At 42.7% G+C, this 22,177-nt stretch carries 15 protein-coding genes; 9 read left to right on the top strand and 6 right to left on the bottom strand.

Annotated features, from left to right (window positions below; translation table 11 throughout):
• The first annotated feature begins 40 nt into the window (after nucleotides 1–40).
• The 6 genes from BMW98_RS04105 to BMW98_RS04080 all read left to right on the top strand — a co-directional run bounded on the left by BMW98_RS04105 (nucleotide 41) and on the right by BMW98_RS04080 (nucleotide 10,816).
• On the top strand, nucleotides 41–2,461 hold the full coding sequence (locus BMW98_RS04105) for an efflux RND transporter permease subunit (protein ID WP_090257147.1): 2,421 nt from the start codon (nucleotides 41–43) through the stop codon (nucleotides 2,459–2,461).
• Between the two features lie 28 nt (nucleotides 2,462–2,489).
• A complete protein-coding gene (gene ileS, locus BMW98_RS04100) occupies nucleotides 2,490–5,795 on the top strand; it encodes an isoleucine--tRNA ligase (RefSeq protein ID WP_090257145.1) in 3,306 nt (1,101 codons plus the stop codon).
• Between the two features lie 5 nt (nucleotides 5,796–5,800).
• A complete protein-coding gene (locus BMW98_RS04095; RefSeq protein ID WP_090257143.1) occupies nucleotides 5,801–6,397 on the top strand; it encodes a lipoprotein signal peptidase in 597 nt (198 codons plus the stop codon).
• A gap of 125 nt (nucleotides 6,398–6,522) precedes the next feature.
• The gene (locus BMW98_RS04090) at nucleotides 6,523–6,873 is read left to right on the top strand and encodes a hypothetical protein (protein ID WP_090257141.1); all 351 of its coding nucleotides are present in this window, start codon (nucleotides 6,523–6,525) and stop codon (nucleotides 6,871–6,873) included.
• Between the two features lie 117 nt (nucleotides 6,874–6,990).
• Nucleotides 6,991–9,834: a M16 family metallopeptidase gene (locus BMW98_RS04085; protein WP_090257139.1), complete on the top strand. Its 2,844-nt coding sequence runs from the start codon at nucleotides 6,991–6,993 to the stop codon at nucleotides 9,832–9,834.
• A 112-nt stretch (nucleotides 9,835–9,946) separates the two neighbouring features.
• On the top strand, nucleotides 9,947–10,816 hold the full coding sequence (locus BMW98_RS04080; protein ID WP_090257138.1) for a pirin family protein: 870 nt from the start codon (nucleotides 9,947–9,949) through the stop codon (nucleotides 10,814–10,816).
• 95 nt (nucleotides 10,817–10,911) lie between these two features.
• On the opposite strand, the gene BMW98_RS04075 is transcribed toward BMW98_RS04080, so the two are convergent.
• On the bottom strand, nucleotides 10,912–11,994 hold the full coding sequence (locus BMW98_RS04075) for an alkene reductase (RefSeq protein ID WP_090257136.1): 1,083 nt from the start codon (nucleotides 11,992–11,994) through the stop codon (nucleotides 10,912–10,914).
• A gap of 167 nt (nucleotides 11,995–12,161) precedes the next feature.
• Here BMW98_RS04075 and BMW98_RS04070 point away from each other — a divergent pair, with 167 nt between their 5' ends.
• The 3 genes from BMW98_RS04070 to BMW98_RS04060 all read left to right on the top strand — a co-directional run bounded on the left by BMW98_RS04070 (nucleotide 12,162) and on the right by BMW98_RS04060 (nucleotide 15,807).
• A complete protein-coding gene (locus BMW98_RS04070) occupies nucleotides 12,162–12,608 on the top strand; it encodes a hypothetical protein (protein WP_090257135.1) in 447 nt (148 codons plus the stop codon).
• Between the two features lie 2 nt (nucleotides 12,609–12,610).
• Nucleotides 12,611–13,105 (top strand): hypothetical protein, encoded by a 495-nt coding sequence (locus BMW98_RS04065; protein WP_090257133.1) that lies wholly within the window; start codon nucleotides 12,611–12,613, stop codon nucleotides 13,103–13,105.
• A gap of 302 nt (nucleotides 13,106–13,407) precedes the next feature.
• A complete protein-coding gene (locus BMW98_RS04060; RefSeq protein ID WP_090257131.1) occupies nucleotides 13,408–15,807 on the top strand; it encodes an ABC transporter permease in 2,400 nt (799 codons plus the stop codon).
• A 239-nt stretch (nucleotides 15,808–16,046) separates the two neighbouring features.
• On the opposite strand, the gene BMW98_RS04055 is transcribed toward BMW98_RS04060, so the two are convergent.
• From BMW98_RS04055 to BMW98_RS04035, 5 genes are all read right to left on the bottom strand, one after another.
• Complete coding sequence (locus BMW98_RS04055) at nucleotides 16,047–17,669, bottom strand: S8 family peptidase (RefSeq protein ID WP_090257130.1); 1,623 nt, start codon at nucleotides 17,667–17,669, stop codon at nucleotides 16,047–16,049.
• Entirely contained in the window at nucleotides 17,670–18,173 is a 504-nt protein-coding gene (locus tag BMW98_RS04050) for an asparaginase domain-containing protein (protein WP_090257128.1), read from the bottom strand. It abuts the gene before it with no gap.
• 26 nt (nucleotides 18,174–18,199) lie between these two features.
• Nucleotides 18,200–19,444: a TlpA family protein disulfide reductase gene (locus tag BMW98_RS04045; protein WP_162844673.1), complete on the bottom strand. Its 1,245-nt coding sequence runs from the start codon at nucleotides 19,442–19,444 to the stop codon at nucleotides 18,200–18,202.
• Between the two features lie 118 nt (nucleotides 19,445–19,562).
• Complete coding sequence (locus BMW98_RS04040) at nucleotides 19,563–21,083, bottom strand: TlpA family protein disulfide reductase (protein WP_090257126.1); 1,521 nt, start codon at nucleotides 21,081–21,083, stop codon at nucleotides 19,563–19,565.
• 65 nt (nucleotides 21,084–21,148) lie between these two features.
• Nucleotides 21,149–22,177 (bottom strand): PorP/SprF family type IX secretion system membrane protein, encoded by a 1,029-nt coding sequence (locus BMW98_RS04035; RefSeq protein WP_090257125.1) that lies wholly within the window; start codon nucleotides 22,175–22,177, stop codon nucleotides 21,149–21,151.

Raw genomic sequence — 22,177 nt, 5'->3', positions numbered from 1 at the left:
TTAAAAGGCAGAAGTATTACCTTTGTGTCCTTGTTTTAAAATGTGGTCTAAACTTCCTCATATCGTACTGAAATACAGGCTGATATTAATCATCAGTTTATTGCTATTCACAGCCTTTATGGGCTATATGGCAAGAGACGTAAAAATGGCCTTTAATTTCAACACAGCGGTACCCGATACCGATGTGAACTATCAATACTTCCAAGAATTTAAACAGAAGTTCGGGGAAGATGGCAACGTACTGGTTATTGGTACCAAAGACAGCGCGCTTTACGAGCTCGAAAACTTTAACCGCTACAAAAAACTCAATGAGGACATCAGTAATTTGCCCGGTATTACCAATGTAATTTCGTTGGCTACTCTACAAAACATTGTCAAGGATTCTGAAACGCGCTCTTTCGGCCTTGAACCACTCATTAAAGACTACCCTAAAACCCAAGAAGAACTAGATTCTTTATTGGCAAAAGCACTAGACCTTAAATTCTATTCGGGTCAGTTGCTCAACCCTGAGAACGGAGCCACGCTTACGCTCATTAACATGGAGCGTGAGGTGCTAAACTCCAAAGAGCGGAACAATGTAATAGATCAGCTTAGGGTAATTGGCGCTGAGTTTTCAGAAGAATCAGGCATTGAGCTCCACTATTCAGGAATGCCATTTGTGCGTACCGTTATGCAGCAAATGACAAGCGTAGAACTAAAGCTTTTCATCGCACTGTCTATCGGTATTACGGCACTTATCCTATTCTTGTTCTTCAGGTCATGGACAGCCGTTGTAGTTCCACTAGTTGTAATTGGCTTTGTGGTTACTTGGGTGCTGGGTACGTTGGGTATTCTCAACTATCAAATCAACGTACTTACGGGAATAATCCCTTCTATTATAATAGTTATAGGTATTCCGAATGCTGTTTACCTGCTCAACAAATTTCACCAAGAGTTTGCCAAGCACGGTAACAAAATAAAAGCGCTCAGCCGCATGATCCGTAAAATTGGGATGGTAACACTTATTACCAACTTTACAACGGCCATCGGTTTCTTGGTACTGGTAACTACCGACATTAAACTATTGAAGGAGTTTGGCCTGGTAGCCGGAATCAACATTTTGGCAACGTTTATTGTCAGCATGGTTTTGATTCCCGGAATCTTTGCCTACCTACCGGCACCAAAAAAGGAGCAGCTTAAGCACCTAGAGTTCCCAATTGTCACCAAGTTTCTAACACTGTTAGACCTATTGGTGCACCGTCATCGGTATAGGGTTTTTGCTGTTACGGCCATCATAATCACGGTTGCCGTAATCGGCTTAACCAAGCTATATTCTGTAGCCTACATGGTGGATGATATTCCGGAGCATTCACAGCTTAAAAAGGACCTCTATTTCTTCGAAGATAATTTTGCAGGGGTAATGCCGCTCGAGATCATCATAGACTTTGGCGAGCCTAAATCAACGCTAAATGCCAGAAATCTACGTAAGGTTGAGCGACTAGAAGCAGCACTTGAGCCGCTGGAGCATGTGTCGCAACCAATCTCTATTGTCACTTTTGCCAAAGCGGTAAGACAGGCGTTTTACAATGGTAACTCCCGTTTTTATGGTTTACCAAGCCCTAGCGACAGAAACGTAATTTTAAGTTACCTAGCCAACCAGCAAGACAACGCCAATTTCTTGTCTTCATTTGTTGACAGTACCGGCCAAACCATGCGTGTATCACTAAAGGTTGCCGACCTTGGTTCCGTAAAAATGGACTCGCTGATTACGAATGTTATTGAACCAGAAATTGACAAGGTTTTTGGAGACGAAGTAGAAACGGCCGTTACTGGCTCTACCCTACTTTTTGTTAAAGGCAATAAGTTCTTGATCGAAAACCTAAAGCAGACTTTGCTTTTAGCCTTCGCTATTATAGCCGTGATTATGGGAATCTTATTCGCCAATGTGCGCATGATACTCATCTCGCTCATTCCGAACTTTATTCCATTGATAATGACGGCCGGAATTATGGGCTATTTTGGCATTCCGCTAAAGCCAAGTACCGCGCTGATCTTTAGTATCGCCTTCGGTATTTCTGTAGACGATTCCATCCACTTTTTGGCAAAGTACCGCCAAGAGTTGTTCAACAAGAACTTCTTTGTGCCAATTGCCATAAGCAACAGTATTAAAGAAACAGGTTCCAGTATGCTATATACTTCCATTATCCTGTTTTTTGGTTTTATTATTTTCGTATTCTCCAACTTTGGAGGTACCGTAGCTTTGGGGCTTTTAACCTCGCTCACCTTGTTTTTCGCTATGTTAACCAACCTAACCTTGCTACCGGCTCTGTTAATGGTTTTCGATAGCGGAAAGAGAAACAAAAACTTTCACCCGCTTATTGAACACTATGAGTTCTATATTGAGGATGAAGACGAGGAAATTGACACTCAAGGTCTTTCAATTAAAGCAAACGACCCATTCTTGGGGTCTACCGATAAATAACTTTTAACGATAGTTTTAAGGAGTAAGCGTGAAAAAGTACACTGAATACAAGCAGTCTGATTTTGCCGGAATAGGCGAAGAAATCCTTCAATTTTGGAAAGAGAACGGCATTTTTGAAAAATCAGTAACAGAAAAAGAAGGCCAACCAACTTTTACCTTCTTTGAGGGGCCGCCATCCGCCAATGGTACACCGGGTATTCACCACGTAATGGCCAGAACGGTAAAGGATATTTTCTGTCGTTACAAAACGCAAAAGGGCTTTCAGGTAAAACGTAAAGGCGGTTGGGATACGCACGGCCTTCCTGTAGAGCTTCAGGTAGAAAAAGAACTAGGCATTAAAAAAGACGATATCGGCAAAAAGGTATCGGTAGAAGAATACAACCAAAAGTGCCGCGAAACGGTAATGCGTTTCAAAAATGAGTGGGACGACCTAACCGAGAAAATGGGTTACTGGGTAGACCTTAACGATCCGTACATCACCTTCGATAAAAAGTACATTGAAACGCTTTGGAGCTTGCTAAAGCGCCTTTACGATAAAGACCTACTTTATAAGGGTTACACCATTCAGCCGTATTCTCCGGCTGCAGGTACCGGACTTAGTTCACACGAACTGAACCAGCCTGGCACTTATCAGGACGTGAAGGATACTACCATTACGGCCATGTTTAAGAAAGAAGGTAGCGAAAACGACTACTTCCTAGCTTGGACAACCACACCTTGGACTTTGGCTGCAAACAATGGTTTGGCTGTTGGGGCCGGCATTACTTACGTTAAGGTGAAAACCTTTAACCAGTATACTTTCGAGCCAATTAATGTCATTTTGGCCAAGGATCGTGTAAACGCTTACTTCAACCAAAAGGCAAAAGACTTAAAGCTTGAAGATTACAAAGCAGGTGACAAACTGATTCCATTCGAGATTGTAGAAGAGTATAAAGGAAAAGACTTAGCCGGAACAGATTACGAGCAATTATTGCCTTACGTAAAAGCAGCTAAACCTGCCTTTACTGTAGTTGTGGGTGATTTTGTAACTACTGAAGACGGTACAGGAATTGTACACATCTCTCGCACTTTCGGTGCAGATGACTACCGCGTTTCTGTGCAGAATAACATGCCGGGCATCTTTGTAAAAGATGAGGAAGGCAACGATGTGCCGATTGTAAACAAGCAAGGTAAATACGTGGACGAGATCACGGATTTTGCCGGCATGTACGTAAAGAACGAGTACTATTCAGACGAAGAGCGTCCTGAAAAGTCGCTTGATGTACAAATTTCCATCAAGCTGAAGGAGGAAAACAGGGCCTTTAAAGTAGAAAAATACGAACACAGCTACCCACACTGTTGGAGAACTGATAAGCCAATTCTTTACTATCCGTTGGACTCTTGGTTTATCAAAACCACAGCGTATAAAGACCAATTGGTTGAGCTGAATAAAACCATTAACTGGAAGCCTGCCTCTACAGGAGAGGGTCGTTTTGGTAACTGGCTTGAAAACTTGGTAGACTGGAACCTTAGCCGTTCGCGCTACTGGGGTACGCCATTGCCAATTTGGGTCTCTGAAGATAAAAAGGAGCAAATCTGTATCGGTTCTTTAGATGAACTAAAAGCAGAGGTTGCTAAGTCTATTGAGGCTGGTTTTATGACCGAGCAAATCGGTGAGGACTTCGACCTACACAGACCTTATGTAGACGACATTGTGCTGGTAAGTGCAGATGGTCAGAAGATGTTCCGCGAGCCAGACCTGATTGACGTTTGGTTCGACTCAGGTGCTATGCCTTATGCACAGTGGCACTATCCGTTCGAGAATGGCGATATTTTCGAGAAGAACTTCCCGGCAGACTTTATTGCCGAGGGTGTTGACCAAACCCGTGGTTGGTTCTTTACCCTGCATGCTTTGGCCGTAATGCTTCACGATAGCGTGGCCTTTAAAAATGTAATTGCAAACGGTTTGGTGCTCGATAAAAGCGGCAACAAAATGTCTAAGCGATTGGGCAATGCGGTAGATCCATTTGAAACCATTGGCAAATTCGGGCCAGATGCCACACGCTGGTACATGATCTCGAACGCCAACCCTTGGGATAACCTTAAATTCAATATTGAAGGTGTGGGCGAAGTGCAGAGAAGGTTCTTCGGTACACTTTATAATACTTATAACTTCTTTGCGCTGTACGCCAATTTGGACGGTTTCACTTTCGAAGGAGAGACCATTCCTGTAGCCCAAAGAACGGAAAGCGACCGCTGGATTCTTTCGAGACTAAACAGTTTGGTGCAAAAGGTAGATCAGGCGTACAATGATTACGAGCCTACTCGCGCTACCCGCTTGATCATGGATTTTGTGACAGACGAAGTGAGTAACTGGTATGTGCGTTTGAACAGAAAACGTTTCTGGAAAGGCGAGTACAACGAAGATAAAAAAGCAGCTTACCAAACGCTTTACACCTGTTTGATGACGGTGGCTAAGTTGGGCGCTCCAGTAGCTCCTTTCTACATGGAGCACTTGTATCAGGATTTGAACAAGGTGACCGGCCTAGAGACAGCTGCCTCAATTCACTTGACAGATTTCCCAGTTTCTGACGACAGCTTCATCAACTTGGATTTGGAGCAGAAAATGGAATTGGCACAGACCATTTCTTCTTTAACGCACTCTTTGCGTAAAAAGGAAAAGATCAAAGTTCGCCAACCACTTTCTAAAATCATGATCCCTGTTTTGGACGAAAAGATTAGGCATCAAATTGAAGCAGTAGACGAACTGATTAAGTCCGAAATCAACGTGAAGGATATTGAATTCCTTGATGATGCTTCTGGCGTATTGGTTAAAAAGATCAAGCCGAACTTTAGAACTATTGGTAAGAAATTCGGCCCGAAAGTAAAGTTTGTGGCGGCCGCTGTAAACAGCTGGGGACAACCAGAAATTTCGGCCATTGAAAGAGACGGTAAGTACGATATTGATATTGATGGCGAAACTGTAAGTCTTGATATTGAGGATGTAGAGATCTCTAGCGAAGATATTCCAGGCTGGTCTGTAGCATCGGAAGGTAAAACTACCGTAGCGCTAGACGTTACCATAACTGACGAGCTAAGAAAAGAAGGCTTTGCCCGTGATTTTGTGAACAGATTGCAAAACCTAAGAAAAGACTTAGGGCTAGATGTTCAAGACAAAATTTCGGTAAAAGTAAGCAGCGAAGAGGCTTTGGTAAACGAATCGCTTACCGATAACAAGGCCTACATATGCGAAGAAACGCAAGCTACTACGCTCGAACTAGCTGCAACCGGTACCGAAAGTCACGAGGTTGATATTGATGGACATATCCTTAAATTGGAATTGTCCGTTAACTAAACGATTTGAAGTGGAATAAATACTTCCTGCTAACCATTGGAGTGATTGTTGTCGATCAGGCAATCAAACTCTGGGTGCATTTTAACATGCCCATGGGCGCAGGAGGTGAAATTTCCGTAGTTGGCGAGTGGTTTAAACTCCATTACATTCTTAACAAAGGCATGGCTTTCGGCATGAGTTTAGGCTCTAGTTACGGAAAGCTCGGCCTTACACTTTTTAGGCTTTTTGCCATGGTGGCTATTGGCATACTGCTTTATCGCCTATCCAAAAAGAACTATCATGCCGGCTTACTCTGGTGTTTGGCTGCCATTTTAGGTGGCGCTATTGGCAACCTTATCGATAGTGTTTTTTATGGTGTATTTCTAGAAAATGCCCCGTATGAAAGCATTACGCCTTGGTTTCACGGCCAGGTTATCGATATGTTTTACTTCGATGTTTGGGAAGGTTACCTGCCCAATTGGCTGCCACTTTGGGGCGGAAGAGAAGTAGCACTTTGGCCAATATTCAATGTAGCAGATGCCGCCATATTTATAGGTGTGCTATCACTCGTCTTATTTCAAAGAAGGTTTCTGACCCCCCAGAATCAGCCTTCGCGCAGCTGAAACCGACTTTTTGTCGTTCCTAATAACTTTCTTGCTATTCATTGTGTTATCCTAATGTTAATTCAATGTTACTTGAAGTTTACCACGCATTAATGTAAATTAGATTTTTAGTTGAAAGGATAATCATGAAAACTGTGCAGGAAATAGAAGAGAGAATAGAGCAGTTGCGCTGGAAGTCTTTGCCTCCTTTCAAACGAATTACCGGAAACAAAGAGGAGGTTTTTAAAGATAAATTCGGCACAAAAGAACGCAAAAGAGAGCTCAAATGGCACCTTTTGTCGTCAAACATATTATTGGCAATATTAGCAGCGGGCATGCTTACCTCCATACTTTTTGTGGAAGTGAACGATGAAATTTTACTCTTTTTGCTGCTTTCTATGGCTTTGGTATTTGCCCAACGCATAGAAATGAGCCAACGCCTCAACAACCTAAATGAGGCCAAATTTCTCAAAAAACTACTTAAGCAGCTTAAATAGAACTGTTTAAGCGGTAGTGTGCTCAATTCCATTTAGCCTTTATTAAATAAAGTTAAAGTTTATCGTGTTTAAATAATATTCCGTACCTTAACTAACTCACTAGTTAAACACGGACACATGAAACATAACTTTCAAAAACTCATTGGGGTGTTCGTAGCTATTTTGCTCACACCCCTTTTTTCAATCGCACAAGAACTGCCCACCGATCCATCCGTTAAAATCGGTAAACTAGAAAATGGGCTCACCTATTATTTAAAAAGCAATGGCCTACCGGAAAACCGCATAGAGTTTAGGCTAGCGGTTAAGGCTGGTTCCATTCAAGAAGATGACGATCAGCAGGGACTGGCACACTTTACGGAGCACATGCTCTTTAATGGCACCAAGAATTTCGAAAAGAATGAGCTCATCAACTTTCTCCAAAAAATGGGGCTCGAATTTGGCGGTGACCTTAATGCCTACACCAGCTTTGACCAAACGGTTTATATTCTGCCTATTCCTACAGAAAACCCTAAAAATGTTGACGATGCTCTCACAGTGCTCAGCGACTGGGCCAGCAATGCCACTTTCGACAATGAAGAAATTGATAAGGAACGTGGCGTAGTTATGGAAGAGTGGCGCCTTCGCTTAGGCGCTTACGAGCGCATGAGACAGCAAATTTGGCCGGTTACCTTGGCGGGCTCACGCTATGCGGAAAGGCTACCAATTGGTAAACCAGAAATTCTGGAAAACTTTGAATATGATGCTGCCAAGCGTTTTTACCGAGACTGGTACCGCCCGAACCTAATGGGTGTAATTGCCGTGGGCGATTTTGATGTGGACGAAATGGAAGCCAAAATAAAGGCGTACTTCTCTGGATTAAAGAATCCTAAAAATGAAAGAGAACGCATTTATTACGGCAAGCCCGATTTTGAAGGAACACGCGTAGCCATTGCCACCGATGATGAAGCCACAGGCAACACCATCAACGTAAACTTTATTACACCGGGTACTGTAGAAACAGAAAACACCAAAGCCAGCTTTAGAAAAGGACTTTTAAGAGGGCTTTACTCTCAAATGATCAACCAAAGACTATCAGAGCTTACCAAACAAGAAAACCCTCCATTTCAGTTTAGCTATAGTGCTTATGGTAGCTCTTACGGTAAGGACAAATATGAGTATACTGTTTATGTAAGCGTAAGCGAAGGCAAGTTTGAAGAAGGCCTGAAAGCCGCCATGACAGAAAACGAGCGTGTAAGACGATACGGCTTTACCGAAGGTGAGTTTGAGCGCGCAAAAGCCGCTTACCGTAACAGCTACGAACGACAAGTAAAAGAGGCCGACAAGGCAGAATCATGGAGATTGATCAATCGTTATGTGAACCACTTCTTAAATGAAGGAACACTGCTTAGCGAACAACAGCAACTGGATTTGCTTGACGAACTTTTGGCCGGCATTCAGTTGACCGAAATTAACGAGTTGATTAAAGGTTGGATCCGCGATGACAACCGTACCATTGAGATTACGGCCAAATCGGAAAATGAGGCTACTATACCTACCGAAACCGAACTAATAAACATTGTTGATGGTGTTAAAAACGACAACTCTATTGAGCCATATGCAGAAGAGGAACTAGCATCGACCCTAATTGCTGATTTGCCAAGTCCAGGCAAAATCACCAAAACGGAAAAGGACGATGTTACAGACATCACGCATTTCACACTCTCTAACGGAGCCAATGTATATGTAAAACCAACGGACTTTAAGAATGATGAAATCAGAATGTCAGCCTACAGTTTTGGCGGCAGCTCACTTTATTCTGATGATGAATTCTGGTCGGTTTCTAACGCTGGCGGTATAGCCAACGAAACAGGCTTAGGAGAATTCAGCAGCACAGACCTACGCAAGTTTCTTACTGGTAAAACTGCCAGTGTATACGCCTCAATCGGTTCCTACCAGGAAAGCGTTTCGGGTTTCTCCAGTATCAAAGATCTGGAAACTTTCTTCCAAATGGTTCACTTAAAGTTCACTTCTTTCCGCGATGATAAGGCCGCTTTCAATAGCTGGTTGAACCGCACCAAAAACATGTACGCCAACTACATGGCCAGTCCAGATTTGCAATATCAAATCAAACTGCAGGAGTTACTCTATGACAATCATCCAAGGGTAGGATTTCCTACACCGGAAAACTTTGATGCAATTGACTATGAACTTTCCAAAAAGGTATACTTAGAGCGCTTTGCCGATGCAAGTGACTTTCAATTTGTGTTTGTGGGCAATGTAGACATGGCAACTTTTAAACCATTGCTTGAGCAATACATTGCCAGTTTGCCAGCCACCTATAGCAAAGAGTCTTACAAAGATGTGGGCATTGATGTGGTAGAAGGTAAACTAGATGAAGAAATCTATGTAGGGGTTGACGATAAGAGCCAAGTATACATAATGCTAAGTGGCGACTACGACTACAACTTAGGCGACAATGAAAAAATGAACGCCATTGCGGAGATCCTTTCCAACAAAATGATTGAAACCCTGAGAGAAGAGATGGGTGGCGTCTATGGCGCTGGCGCAAGGGCTTCCGTTTCAAACTATCCTAATGAGAACTTTAGGTTCACCATTTCATTCCCTTGTAAACCAGAAAATGCAGAAGTACTAGCCAACGCAGCAATTGCCGAAATGAGAAAGATAAAAGCAGGCGAGTTTACCGATGAAGATGTGGAAAAAGTGGTAACTGCCAGCGTTCAGAACTTTGATGAGCAAATAAAGCAAAACCGCTATTGGGAGAGCATGATTTCATCTTACTTGAGAAATGGCAACGACCTTTCCGAAATTCTAAATGGCAAAAAAAGAGCAGAAGCCATTAGCAAAGATGAACTCGTGAAATTGGCTAATCAGTACCTAACCGAGCAAAACATGGTTAAAGTAGTTAAGCTGCCAGAAAAGTATAAAGAAGGTGATTTGGGCCAAGAAATAAAGAAGAATTAACAGACTAAAGATAATGGTAATCCTGCCGGAGTGGTATCGATTTTTCGATGGCCGCTCCGGTTTTTTTATGCACAAGATAGAATCTTTAACTTACCATAACAGTTAAGTTATCATGTCCAACACAGGTTTAATTATAGAAGAAAGAAGTCGTGATCTTGGCGATTTTCTCGTAGGCCGTTTAATTCCATTTCGCAAAAAGCGTATGGTTGGCCCGTTTATTTTCATCGATCATATGGGGCCGGCTACCGTTAAGCCTGGGCACTACATGGACATTGGCCAGCACCCACACATTGGGCTTTCCACTCTCACCTATTTGCTCGAAGGGCAAATAATGCACCGCGACACATTAGGCACTCAGCAGTTGGTAGAAGCCGGAGCTGTTGGCTGGATGACTGCCGGCAAGGGAATAGTGCACACTGAACGAACTCCCGAACAGCTGCGCGATGGTGGAGAGCATGCCGTACATGGTTATCAGATATGGGTAGCACTACCAAAAGACAAAGAGTTTATCGACCCGCAGTTTTCTTACACCAAAGCCGATGAGCTGCCCAGTTGGAGTGAAAACGGCACAAGCTTTAAGCTGGTAGCCGGCAAAGGTTTTGGCAAGGTCTCTCCTGTTCCTGTATTCTCAGATTTGTTTATGGTAGAGGTGAAATCCACCACAAAAGCCGAACTAAATATTAGCGGCCAGCTTTCCGGAGAAATTGGTGTGTGCATAGTAGAAGGCTACATTGAGGCCTGCAGCGAAAGAATTGACAAGGGCAATATGTTGGTTTCGAAAGAAGAAGACATCTGCAAAATTACCCTAGGCGAAAACAGCCACGTATTGCTTTTCGGTGGGCAGCCCTTTGCGGAAGAGCGATATATCTTCTGGAACTTTGTGGCGTCTGACAAGGCCACAATTGAAGATGCTAAGGAGCGCTGGCAAAACAAAGCTTTTGAAATGGTACCTGGCGAAACCGACTACATTCCATTGCCCTAAATCAACGTCTCCCTGAATTTATTTCAGGACCTCATCACAGAACCCTCAAAAATAAAGTCGTCCGACCACTAGCAGCGGCCAGACGACTTATACAATTACTTAGCTGTTGGGTAATCCGTATACCCCTGTTCACCCGGAGTGTAGAACGTACTCTGGTCTGGTGCGGCCAATTCAATACCTTCTTTCATTCTGGTAACCAAATCAGGATTAGCAATAAACGGCACACCAAAGGCTACCAATTCTCCCTTATCAGCTTTCAAATCAGCTTCAGCTCTTTCTTTGTTGTAACCTCCACTTAAAATGTAAGCGCCATTAAAGTTCTTACGAATCAATTGTTTTACTGAATCCTTTACTTCTGGCGCACCTTGGCTGGAGTGGTCCACAATATGCATGTAAGCAATGCCTATTTCGCTCATTTGGCTGGCAATGTAACCGTACTCCTCTTCAAGCCCTTCAAACTCGCCCAAACCGTTAAAAGCACCATAAGGTGATACGCGCAAACCTACATGTTCCTTGCCAATAGCCGCTACAACCGCTTTCGCTACCTCAACTACAAACCTCGAACGGTTTTCAATATTCCCACCGTATTCATCCGTACGTTGGTTTGAAATAGGGTTAATGAATTGATCAATCAAATACCCATTGGCACCGTGAAGTTCCACACCGTCAAAACCCGCTGCAATGGCATTTTTGGCTGCTGTTACATACTCTTCAATGGCATGATCGATGTCCGATTTAGTCATCTCCTTAGGCGTTGTATGTGGCAACATGCCCTTTCCATCTACATACATATCGCCAACAAGTGTAATAGCACTAGGCGCCAAAACTTCTGCACCCTCTGGCAAGTTGTCAATGTGGGTAACACGACCCGTGTGCATCAACTGCATAAAGATCTTTGCTCCATTGGCATGCACACTTTCTGCAGTTTGCTTCCACCCTGCTGTTTGTGCTTCGCTAAATGCACCAGGAATTCTCGAATAGCCTAAGCCATTTGGCGAAGGAGAAACTCCCTCTGTAATAATCAATCCCGCTTCGGAACGCTGACCGTAGTAAGTTGCCATTAAAGCATTCGGAATATTATCAATTGCTCGCGATCGGGTCATTGGTGCCATTACCACCCTGTTTTTAAGGGTAATAGAACCAAGTTTGTACTCGCTAAATAGTTTTGATGTTGACATATCGTTTTTAGTTTTTTTCTAACAAATCGCCCGAAGGCATTTGGTAAACCACATGTTCCAAAAATTGATTTCCTGCAGCCTGCATTTTGTACTTACCTTTTAGTAAGTGGAATATCCGCTCCCTTAATCGCATTTTCCCCAAACCAGATTAATGGTTAATATTATTCATGCAATCCATACCCGACCTTATTGCGCAACTAAAAGCAAGCATAAATGCCGAAAACGAAAAGTTGATCAAACAAATCGTTGCACTACTAGAAATGATTGATGATGCCAAGTACAAGCAAGCCGACTTTGAGCAGCACCTAGAAAGAATCCCTCATCAATTCGCGCTTGAAAAACCAAACTACCGACAACTTCAAAGCATAAAAGCGGATTTGCTCAAGGTTTTTCAAAAGGAGTATGGAATGGTTGGCCCAGGCCATTATAGAACTTTATGGCTTTCCATAGGCATGGCTGTCTTTGGTATTCCTTTCGGGCTAATATTCTCTTCTGCTTTGAATAATTTCGCATTTTTAGGAATCGGTTTGCCCATAGGTTTATCCATTGGTATTGCCATTGGCACAGCTAAAGACAAACAGGCTCAACAAGCAGGAAAAGTCATTCACATTTAGGTATGTCAAGCTTTCACATTCGCCCCCGGTTTAAAGAAACACTGCACTTAACGGTGGCAGAATACTGCGAGCAGTTAAAGCAAGCGCTCGATACAACCGAGGAATTCTCTGGTATGGTTTCGGAAAACTACGCCAACATTAAAATTCCATTGGCCGAAAGACATTTTTGGTCGCCACAATTAACCCTAAGCATTGACGATGAAAAAGAGCGAGTGACCATTCGGGGGCTTTATGAGCCTAAACCAAGTGTTTGGGCAGCCTTTTTTATGGGCTATGCAGCCATTGGCGTGCTTATTCTCTTTGTTGGGGTATATGGGCTTTCGCAAATACTGCTCGATAAAACAGCGCCTATTCTGTGGGCCATTCCGGTTTTAGCCGGTCTTGCACTAGTACTCTACTTAGTAGCACAGGCAGGCCAAAAAATTGGTGCCGAACAAATGTTCCGCATCCACCATTTTTACGAAGGCATTTTTAAGGATAAGGTGGCTATTCATTAAAAGGCAAAAAATAAACCCGAGGTTAACTACTCCTCGGGTTCCAAACAAATAAACTACTAACTGTATGAAGAGGATTACTCACTCGTAATCCAAAATTTCTATCTCTTTGTACTCAACAACCGTACCATACTTACGAAGTGAACACACTATATAGATGGTTTTTTCATCCGAAAAGTTTCATTCACTATGTTAAATTAACTTTAATTAACGCATTCGTTTTCTAAAACCTAGACACCACTGAGTAACAGAGGGTTGTTTTGAGAACTGGTTTTTTTCATTTACATTGAACGAAACTCTTAGTTATGCTCAAAATATCCCTCACTCACGCCTTCAGGCATCTATTTAAACATCGTTTCTTTAGCTCGCTAAACATCTTTGGCCTTGCCTTGGGGTTATCGGCAACGCTATGGCTGGTGCTTTTTCTTAAAAACGAACTCACCTTCGACCAACACCACCCCAACCATGATAGGGCCTACCGCATAAGTCACATTATGAGTGCCCCCGGTGTTGAATTCAACACGGCCTATTCGGCATCGGAATTACCTCCCATGTTGATGGAAGAATTCCCGGAAATAGAATCTTTTGCTCGTTTTGTAAATGTGGGCGAAACGGAAATTACCAGAGACAATGAAAAATTCACTCAAGACCAAGTCTTTTACACCGACCAAGGTGCTTTCGATATTTTTAATATTGATTTAGTGGCTGGCAATAGTGCCGAAGCTTTGAGCAGCCCCGGGTCGGTAATCATAGCCAAATCGGTAAACGATCGGCTCTTTGGAAACAGACTTGGCCTTAACGAAACACTGAAGATTGATGGTCAGCAGCTTCAGGTTACCGGCATTTTTAAAGACTTACCTGAGAATTCACACTTTCAGTTTAAAGTACTGATGGCCGGCATTCGTGACCGCGGCTTTGCTATGGTAGACGGTGTGTTTAATTCCGAAGTACTTTGGAATGCCGACTGCCTTAACTATGTGCTCTTTAGTGAAGGCTTTTCAGAAGACAATTTTCGAAAGAAATTCGAAGCCTTCAACGAAAAATACTACATGCCTTTTGGCAATCAAATTCAGGGAAATCACGTCCTCAGGCTGCAAAAGCTAGCCGACATTCACTACGATCAAACGCCAATTGACGATGACTTTGCCAAAGGCAACCCTACTAACCTGATTGTTTTTTCGGCCATTGGCCTATCTATTTTGCTACTGGCCTGCATAAACTACATTAACCTGGCTACTTCGCAGGCTGGTTTAAGGGCAAAAGAAATCGGCATTAGAAAAGTGCTGGGCTCTAACATTAATGCCCTCAGGCTTTCACTCATTTTGGAGTCGCTTATACAGGTAGTGTTTGCTTATTTGCTCTCCATAGCTGCCGTTTGGGCACTCATTGAACACTCTCCTTTTCAGAATTGGTTGGGTGTAAACTTTAGTTTTACCCTGTTCCAAAATCCAGAGTTATTGGGTCTTTCCTTAATTGTTGTTTTGGCAACAGGCATTATTTCGGGGCTTTACCCAGCGATTTACATTGCTAAAATTAGGCCTGTTAAGGCTCTAAAAGGCACTTGGGTAGCCGGTAAAGGGGGCAGCATGCTTAGGAAAAGCCTTGTGCTTATGCAGTTTGTTATATCCATTGGCGTGCTTACCGCCACACTCCTCATGAAAGACCAAATCAGCTTTTTACAGCAAAAGAATATGGGCTTTGACCAAGACCAAATTTTGCTGGTAAATATGCGCGACTCTGTGGCTCAGGCCAACTTTCAGGTGCTTAAAAACAAGCTAGAACAAAGCCCTTCGATTGAAGGTGTAACCACCTCCAACTTTGTACCAGTAGAGGGCATTGGCCAAATGGTTTTTAGGGTGGAAAAAAACGGCAAAATGGAGCAGCAAGAGTTCAAATACATTCATGGTGGTGCCGATTATTTGACAACCTTAGGCATTGAATTGGCCGAAGGCAGGTTTTACGACAAAAACCTGAACAGCGGCAATCAGCAATTTGTAATTAATCAAACTGCGGCAAAACTGCTGGGTTGGAATGATCCGATCGGAAAAAAGATGGGCTTTTTTCACCAAGAAGAACCAGGGCAAGTAATTGGTGTTTTGAAAGACTTCAACTTCTTTTCGCTACACAACCCAATTGAACCATTGGTGATTGTTTTTAACCCCAGCCCAGGCCGACATATGATTGTTCGCTTTAACCAAAATAGCGAGCCCCAAACTATAGCGGCTATTGAAGAAGTGTGGAATGAAGCCGTTCCGAATTACCCACTGGATTATAGGTTTTTGAACCAATCGTTAAAGGCGCAATACGAATCGGATGCTACTCAAAACAAACTCATTGGCTTTATGACGGCCCTATGCATTGTTATTTCCTTAATTGGCCTTACGGGTCTTACCGCCTTCAACGTAAACCAAAAACGGAAGGAAATAGGCATTAGAAAGGTATTGGGAGCCATGTCGACCCAAATTGTGTCGCTTATTTACTCCTCTACTTTAAAGTTGATTTTGCTGGCCGGCCTCATAGCCTTACCACTAACCTATCTTGTAATGCAATCTTGGTATGCCAACTTTGAGTACCGCACCAGCCTGAACATTGGCCTAATGGTTTTAGGTGTAATTATGGCGGTTATCCTCACCTTTGTGCTGGTAGGTTCTTTGGTATTGAACACTGCCCGCAAAAACCCAACTGAAAGTTTGAGGCATGAATAGGTTTTGGTGAGACAAAAGTCTCAAAAAACACCTCCAAGTTTTTATGTAGTTGAGCCGAAAAAAGGAAGAGGCTGTTTCAAAACCTAAACGTCATTCCCGACACTGATCGGGAATCTCTTTAAATTAGGGCTCAAAGCCTGAAGGAGATTCCCAGTCAAGCCTGCCTGTCGCAGGCAGGCTAAGAATGACGAAAACAGTTGGCTTTTGAAACAGCCTCTTCTATACCAAGCAGGGTATTCCTACTTCTTACCTTTTAAGGACATTGATTCAGCCATTTTTAGGGCTTCGTAAGCGTTTACAATTCCACCCGAAACTGATAGGTCAGAAAACTTCACCATTTCGCCTGTTCCTGGCTGAGAAACCTCAAGGTTATTCAAACTGCGTGACGATTTGATCATGATGTCTTTTACTTGTTCAGGGTTTAAATCGGGGTAGTAAGATAGCAACAGCGCAGCCACACCAGCCGTAACCGGAGAAGCCATACTTGTTCCCTGTGCATCTTTATACTCATTGCCAGGAGCCGTAGAATAAATAGCCACTCCCGGGGCAAACACATCTACATTGTCTTTTCCGTAGTTAGAGAAATTCCCAACATAGTTACCTTCTCCACCCCACGAAGAGGCTCCTACTTCAATCCAGTGCGACCAGTTGCCCTTGCGGCCAAAGTAATCGTTAGGGAAGTTCGGCACTTCGTCATTATCCGCAGCACTGTTACCCGCGGCATGCACCAATATCACGCCTTTTTCGTGCGCATATTGAATGGCCTCGTAAACGTATTCCGTGTTTGGCGAAAAGGCCTTTCCAAAGCTCATATTCACTACTTGCGCTCCATTATCAACTGCATATCGAATGGCATTAGCAACATCTTTGTCGCGCTCGTCACCATCTGGTACAGCGCGAATGGCCATAATTTCTACGTTGTTGGCCACGCCATCTATGCCTAGTCCATTGCCTCTTTTGGCAGCGATAATTCCTGCTACGTGCGTGCCGTGAAAGTTGTCTGTGCCTTTTCCGATCACATCATTATTACCGTAGCCTTTCTCATCTAGTTGGTCAGGGTTATCGCCCACAATTTCGCGCGGATTATAGTCCAGGTTATAAGAGTAATCGGCACCAGCGGCATAGTGCTCCAAATCTTGCTGTAAGTACATGGAAAGCGTATCCAAATGTATTGTGGTGTCCGTCATCATGTACAGCTGGGTAAGAATATTCTGCCCCATTAATATCACTTGATCGGTAGAAGAAACACTTTTTACATCTTCATAAGTCAACTCATCTGTAAACAAATAAGCCTCAAATAGCTTTTTGTAACGCGTTAATTGCATGTCGATGTTTCTGAGTAGTTGAGACTGCCCAACTGCCTCGTTCGCATCAGCCTCGTAGGCCTCTTTTACTTCCAACCAATACTCAAATTCCGCGCGTTCTTTGCGCTTAAAATCATCGGCTGTTTTGCCTTCGTATTTAGGGCGAAGTCTTTTGTACTCTCGGGTAACCTCGTAGGTGTCTTTGTCTACGTTTTCTCCATTCTTTCCACCAATAAAATTCCAGCCATGAATATCATCGATATAACCGTTGTTATCATCGTCAATGCCGTTGCCAGGTATTTCATCGGTATTCACCCAAACCACATCTTTTAGATCTTCGTGCAACACATCAATGCCCGAATCGATTACGGCTACTAGCACCTTTTTTGATTGTTTACCTACCAAAAGTTCTTTGTAGGCCTTTTCCGTACTTACTCCATTTACCTTGTCGTTTACTGGGTCTAGGTTGAACCAGTTTTTTGGTGGAGCTTGATTTCCTTCTTGTGCCTGAACACTCAGGCCAGCACATAAAAGTGCCAAAAGCATATATTTTTTCATCTATTCTAAATTGTCTTTAAGCGTTATAAACTGACCCGAAACCGGATCTTTCTCACAGTTTTCCGGAATCATTACCAAACCATTCATGGCAATAAATGTGCCCTCTTCCAAAACATTAATGGCTCCCAAAGCCAGCCCAAGGTTTACATCGGCATCTGAATCTTTGAACCTTTCGGGCTTGAATGCCCCAGTAAAAACGATGGTTTTACCAGGAATGGTACCCAAAAATTTCGCTGTTTGAATCAGCGTATCCGTTCCATGCGTAATCACCACCTTTTGTTCTGGCCGGGTTGAAAGATACACTTTCAATTGTGCTCTATCTGCATTGGTAATTTCTTGGCTGTCCTTTTTAAAAAGCGACACCACATCGAACGTAAAAGCCGGCTGTATACGCGACAAAATTCTGTGCACGGCAGGTTCGGTTATTTCAAAGGCAAAGCCCTGATCTGTTTTGGGGTAGTCCTTATCTATTGTTCCTCCTGTTTGAATAAATAGGATTTTCACGCGGTGAAGATAGGAAGAATCTTTTGTTAGAAATACTTTGAAAGCTCATTGTATAGCTGCTCTCCACTACTCGGGTATGGCGCCCGACTATTCACAAGTCCACCTTCTTTACTCACGATAAAATATCTAGGAATAGAGTATATGTTTGTGGGTTCTCCCAAGTAATTCAAGGCCTCTTTTACCTGCTCTGTGCTTAAACGGTAATTGTGAGAGTTTAGCCTTAATTCTTTGGCCATCTCTTTCCACCGTTCGGCTGCATTGTCCTTATCTACCGACAAATAGATGATTTTTACAGGCTTGTCTTTGATAAACTCTTCTAGCGGCTTTTTTGAGGAAGCACCCATTTCAGCAATACAAGGCTTGCACCAAGTAGCCCACATATCAAAAAACAAAACCTCCCCTTTGAACTTCTCCACAATATCAGCTATTGACAGACTGCTGTTTTCTACCAAAACAAGGTCCTTGGTAATTGGTGTATTCACTCTATAAAGCTCGTCTTCCAACCCAGTCAAATACTTATGGGCATACGCCAGTAGCGCTTTATTATTAAACCTATTGCTATACAACTGGTAAGCGTTTAACAAGCTAAAGTCTATTTCTTCTTGCTGCGACATCTGGCGAATATCATACGCCCAAAACAACTCCAATATGCCTTCGGAAAGGATTTCGGCAAAGGCGTTATACCGCTCTTCTTGAGACTTTTCTTGAAAAGCCCGCAGCCCATAAGCCCTTAAAAATCGAAAGTAGTTTATGCTTCCAATAGCCTTACTATTAGAAAGCTTTGTTTTGCTGAGTACATCTTCCGGAGAAAGCTGACCACTCTCCAATCCTTTGGCCAACCAAAAGAATTTGGCATCTAGCGACATAATGCTGTGAAACTCGAAAGAAATATGGCCCGCTTTAAAAGCGCTGTTGATTTGTGTAGACTCCTTTGTTAAAGCCTCGGTATACATGGTCTGGCTAGTCTTTGTACTACTGGCAAGCAACACTTCCCGGTTAGCATCAATGCTATTTAATAGCTCATTCTCATTAGACCCTTGGCCATCAAACCTTATTGAGGAAGCTGGATTTTGCCAATCGAAACTGGTTTTCAATTGGCTATTGGGAGCTAGCCAAAACCTAATGTATCTGGCCGTTTCGTAATGGTAAAAACCCACAAACCCATTACTGGACATTCTCTGATTAAACCTGAAAGCCCCATCATCATCAACAATCAGGCGAGTGGTAAAAACTGGTAAAGCTGAATAATCATAACTTAAATCTATGTCCAAAAAACTTGGGTAAAAGTTCTTAATCGTACTCGAAAAGATGCTTGAGCTTTGCTCTTCTCCAAAAGGAAAATGAGCAAGAAGCAGCATGAATAGCATTCTACTTAAAAAGTGGGCACCTTTAATCATCGACAGATGCCATCAATTGTTCGGCCAACTGATCGTAAAGCGCCTGACCATCGCTTGGTCTTTTAGCCTCTTTAACCACCATATTGCCTTCTCTGTCTACTATTAAGTAACGTGGTAAACTTGACATTTTTTTGTCATGAATCATTCCCCAAATCTTCCAATACAAGTCTTGAGAGATTCGCATATTCTCTCCCTCCAAATCATAGTATTGAACCATTTCCTTCCAACGGTCTTCATACTCATCCCTGTCGGACGACACATAAAGCACCTTAATCGGCTTGTCTTTGATAAACTCTTTTAAGCCATCTTTATGCTTAAATTCATCTTTACAAGGTCCACACCAAGTTGCCCACATATCTACATAAATTATCTCACCTTTGTGTGGTGCCACAATTTCTTCCCAGCTTGTATATTCCATAGCATCTGCACGAAATATTATATCATCATCCATAGGCCTTTCCAACTTCTTGTAATAGTCAGCTATTGGGTCAATGTATTTACTTACATGAGATAAATATGCGCTTTCAGGATATACCTGTTTAAAATCATCAAACGACTTTAAAAGAGACTTCTCAAACTTCTTCTGTAGACCTTCATGAGCCAAATAGCCGGCCCATACATACTCCTCCACTTGCCCCTCGTAACTATCTCTTATTATTTCTATGTTTTGATTATGATAAGCATCTGCTGCATCACTGGCATTCAATGTTGTATCTCGTTCGTATCCATTCCATTGTTGTGTAATCAGCCTGTAGTCTTTTAAAAAGTCCGAATAGTATCTTGTCATCAATGCTTCAGAATTGTTCAAATCCTCTTCTTCAAAAAGTTTCTTATAAACAGCTTCCCAGTCATCGTTGTAAACACTCTTACGCTTTAGTAAATTTTTGTAGTAATAGTGATGCCAAGCAACTGCCGAAAACAGGGTCTTCCAATGGTAGCGTGAATCATATTTCAACCCTCTAGCGAATTCTTCCGAAATGGACTCTTCCGCCAACATTTGGTTTATTGTATCAAGCTCCAACTGATACTCTTTCATTATCTTCTTATAAGTATCGGTAGCCAAAGAATCCTTCATGTATTTATTCTCTAGAACACTCCAAGCATGATATATGAACATTCTAGGCCTAGTGTAGTAGAAGTTCAATGCCTTTTCATGGTCTCCATAAAACTTTGGTGCGTCCTTTAATGCCCAATCCATTACGACAGAATCCTTCTTTCCTGCCTCTGCCCAAGTAGTTATATAGTTGCCATATGCAGGAGAATAAAACGTAACAAATGCATCTAATTCATCGCTTACCTCTAAAGTAAACTGTCCAGTTGCTGTATCTATAGGCACCTTTACGGTATTTGCCCCAGCCATATATTTACCATTAAGCGGTAAATAGAAACCAATCGAGTCTGACTTGTAATTGTCAATCGTACCTACTAATACATAGGGCTCTCGCTTATCGCATGAGATAAAGGCAATGGATATAAGTAGCAGAATTATGAAGTTCCTCTGAATATTGTGCATATCTAATTTTGTTTGGTCTGAAAATAAGAAATATTATTCAAACCTAAAAAATTAGTTCTACACTTCTAGTACTTAAAACAAGGCAGGATAGTATCGCGTCTGGTGCGTTTTACAATCTTTCCGAATTCGAGGGTAAGTGAGAATTCGTGTGCTCCACCTGTAGAACCTGCCAACTTAGAAACAGTAAAATCATAGCTATAACCAAAAGACAGGTTGCTGTTGATCTCGAGCCCCACAAGTACAATAATAGACTCGTTTTTAACCACGCGATCTACATTCTGAATAGGAATACCGCGATACCAACCGCCAATTACCAATGGCTGAAAGTAAAGTTGTAGTCCGGCATCGAGCTGATTAAAGGCACCTTGCTTTTTATAGTTTAAAGCCACTGTGGCCGATCGTTCTTGAAACTGATAAGAAACCGTTCTAAGCCTACGCCCGCGCGTAAAAGGTATTTTAATACCCGTGTGGAAAGAATACTTACGCTCAAGCCTACTCTCCTCCCCAATAAAGGATTGATTGGGCTGATTAATGTGGTGTGTAGAAAAGCCCAGCCACGCCTTATCCGTGTATAGCAAAGCTCCTGCTGAGGCGCTGAGAAAGTTAACTGCCGCCCCTTTTTCAAACACTTCTCCACTCGGGCCAATTACCTGCCCGTTTACAATGTCTATTTGATTGCCGAAGATGAGGTCGTCAAAGTTGAGGTCTTTTCTAAAGTATGACAGCTGCACGCCTGTTCTGAGCACAGCGCCAGAGCTAATTTGCAGCTTATAAGAGTACAAGCCACCAAGCTCCTGTGCCTTGTAGTTCAAAAAGCTCTCTTTGTGTTCTGTTACTATCACCCCAAAACCACTTTCGGCAGCTTTGGAAAACACATCTACATAAGCCGACATGGTAGTAAACGAATGCTGTAATGAAGGCCATTGGTTTCGGTAGTTAATACCCGCTCGCCCACGGTCGGTGGCTCCGGTAAGGGCCGGGTTTAAGTAGAGTGGTGAGGCATAGAATTGGGAGAACTGTGGATCTTGAGCCATAGCCCTTTCCCCACAGAACGTCCCAATTACCACACATACAATTACAATAATTCTTTTCAT

The sequence above is a fragment of the Roseivirga pacifica genome (assembly GCF_900111145.1).
GTDB lineage: Bacteria > Bacteroidota > Bacteroidia > Cytophagales > Cyclobacteriaceae > Roseivirga > Roseivirga pacifica.
The sequence above is the reverse complement of the archived record's forward strand: the minus strand, read 5'-3'. Positions and strand labels throughout refer to the sequence as shown.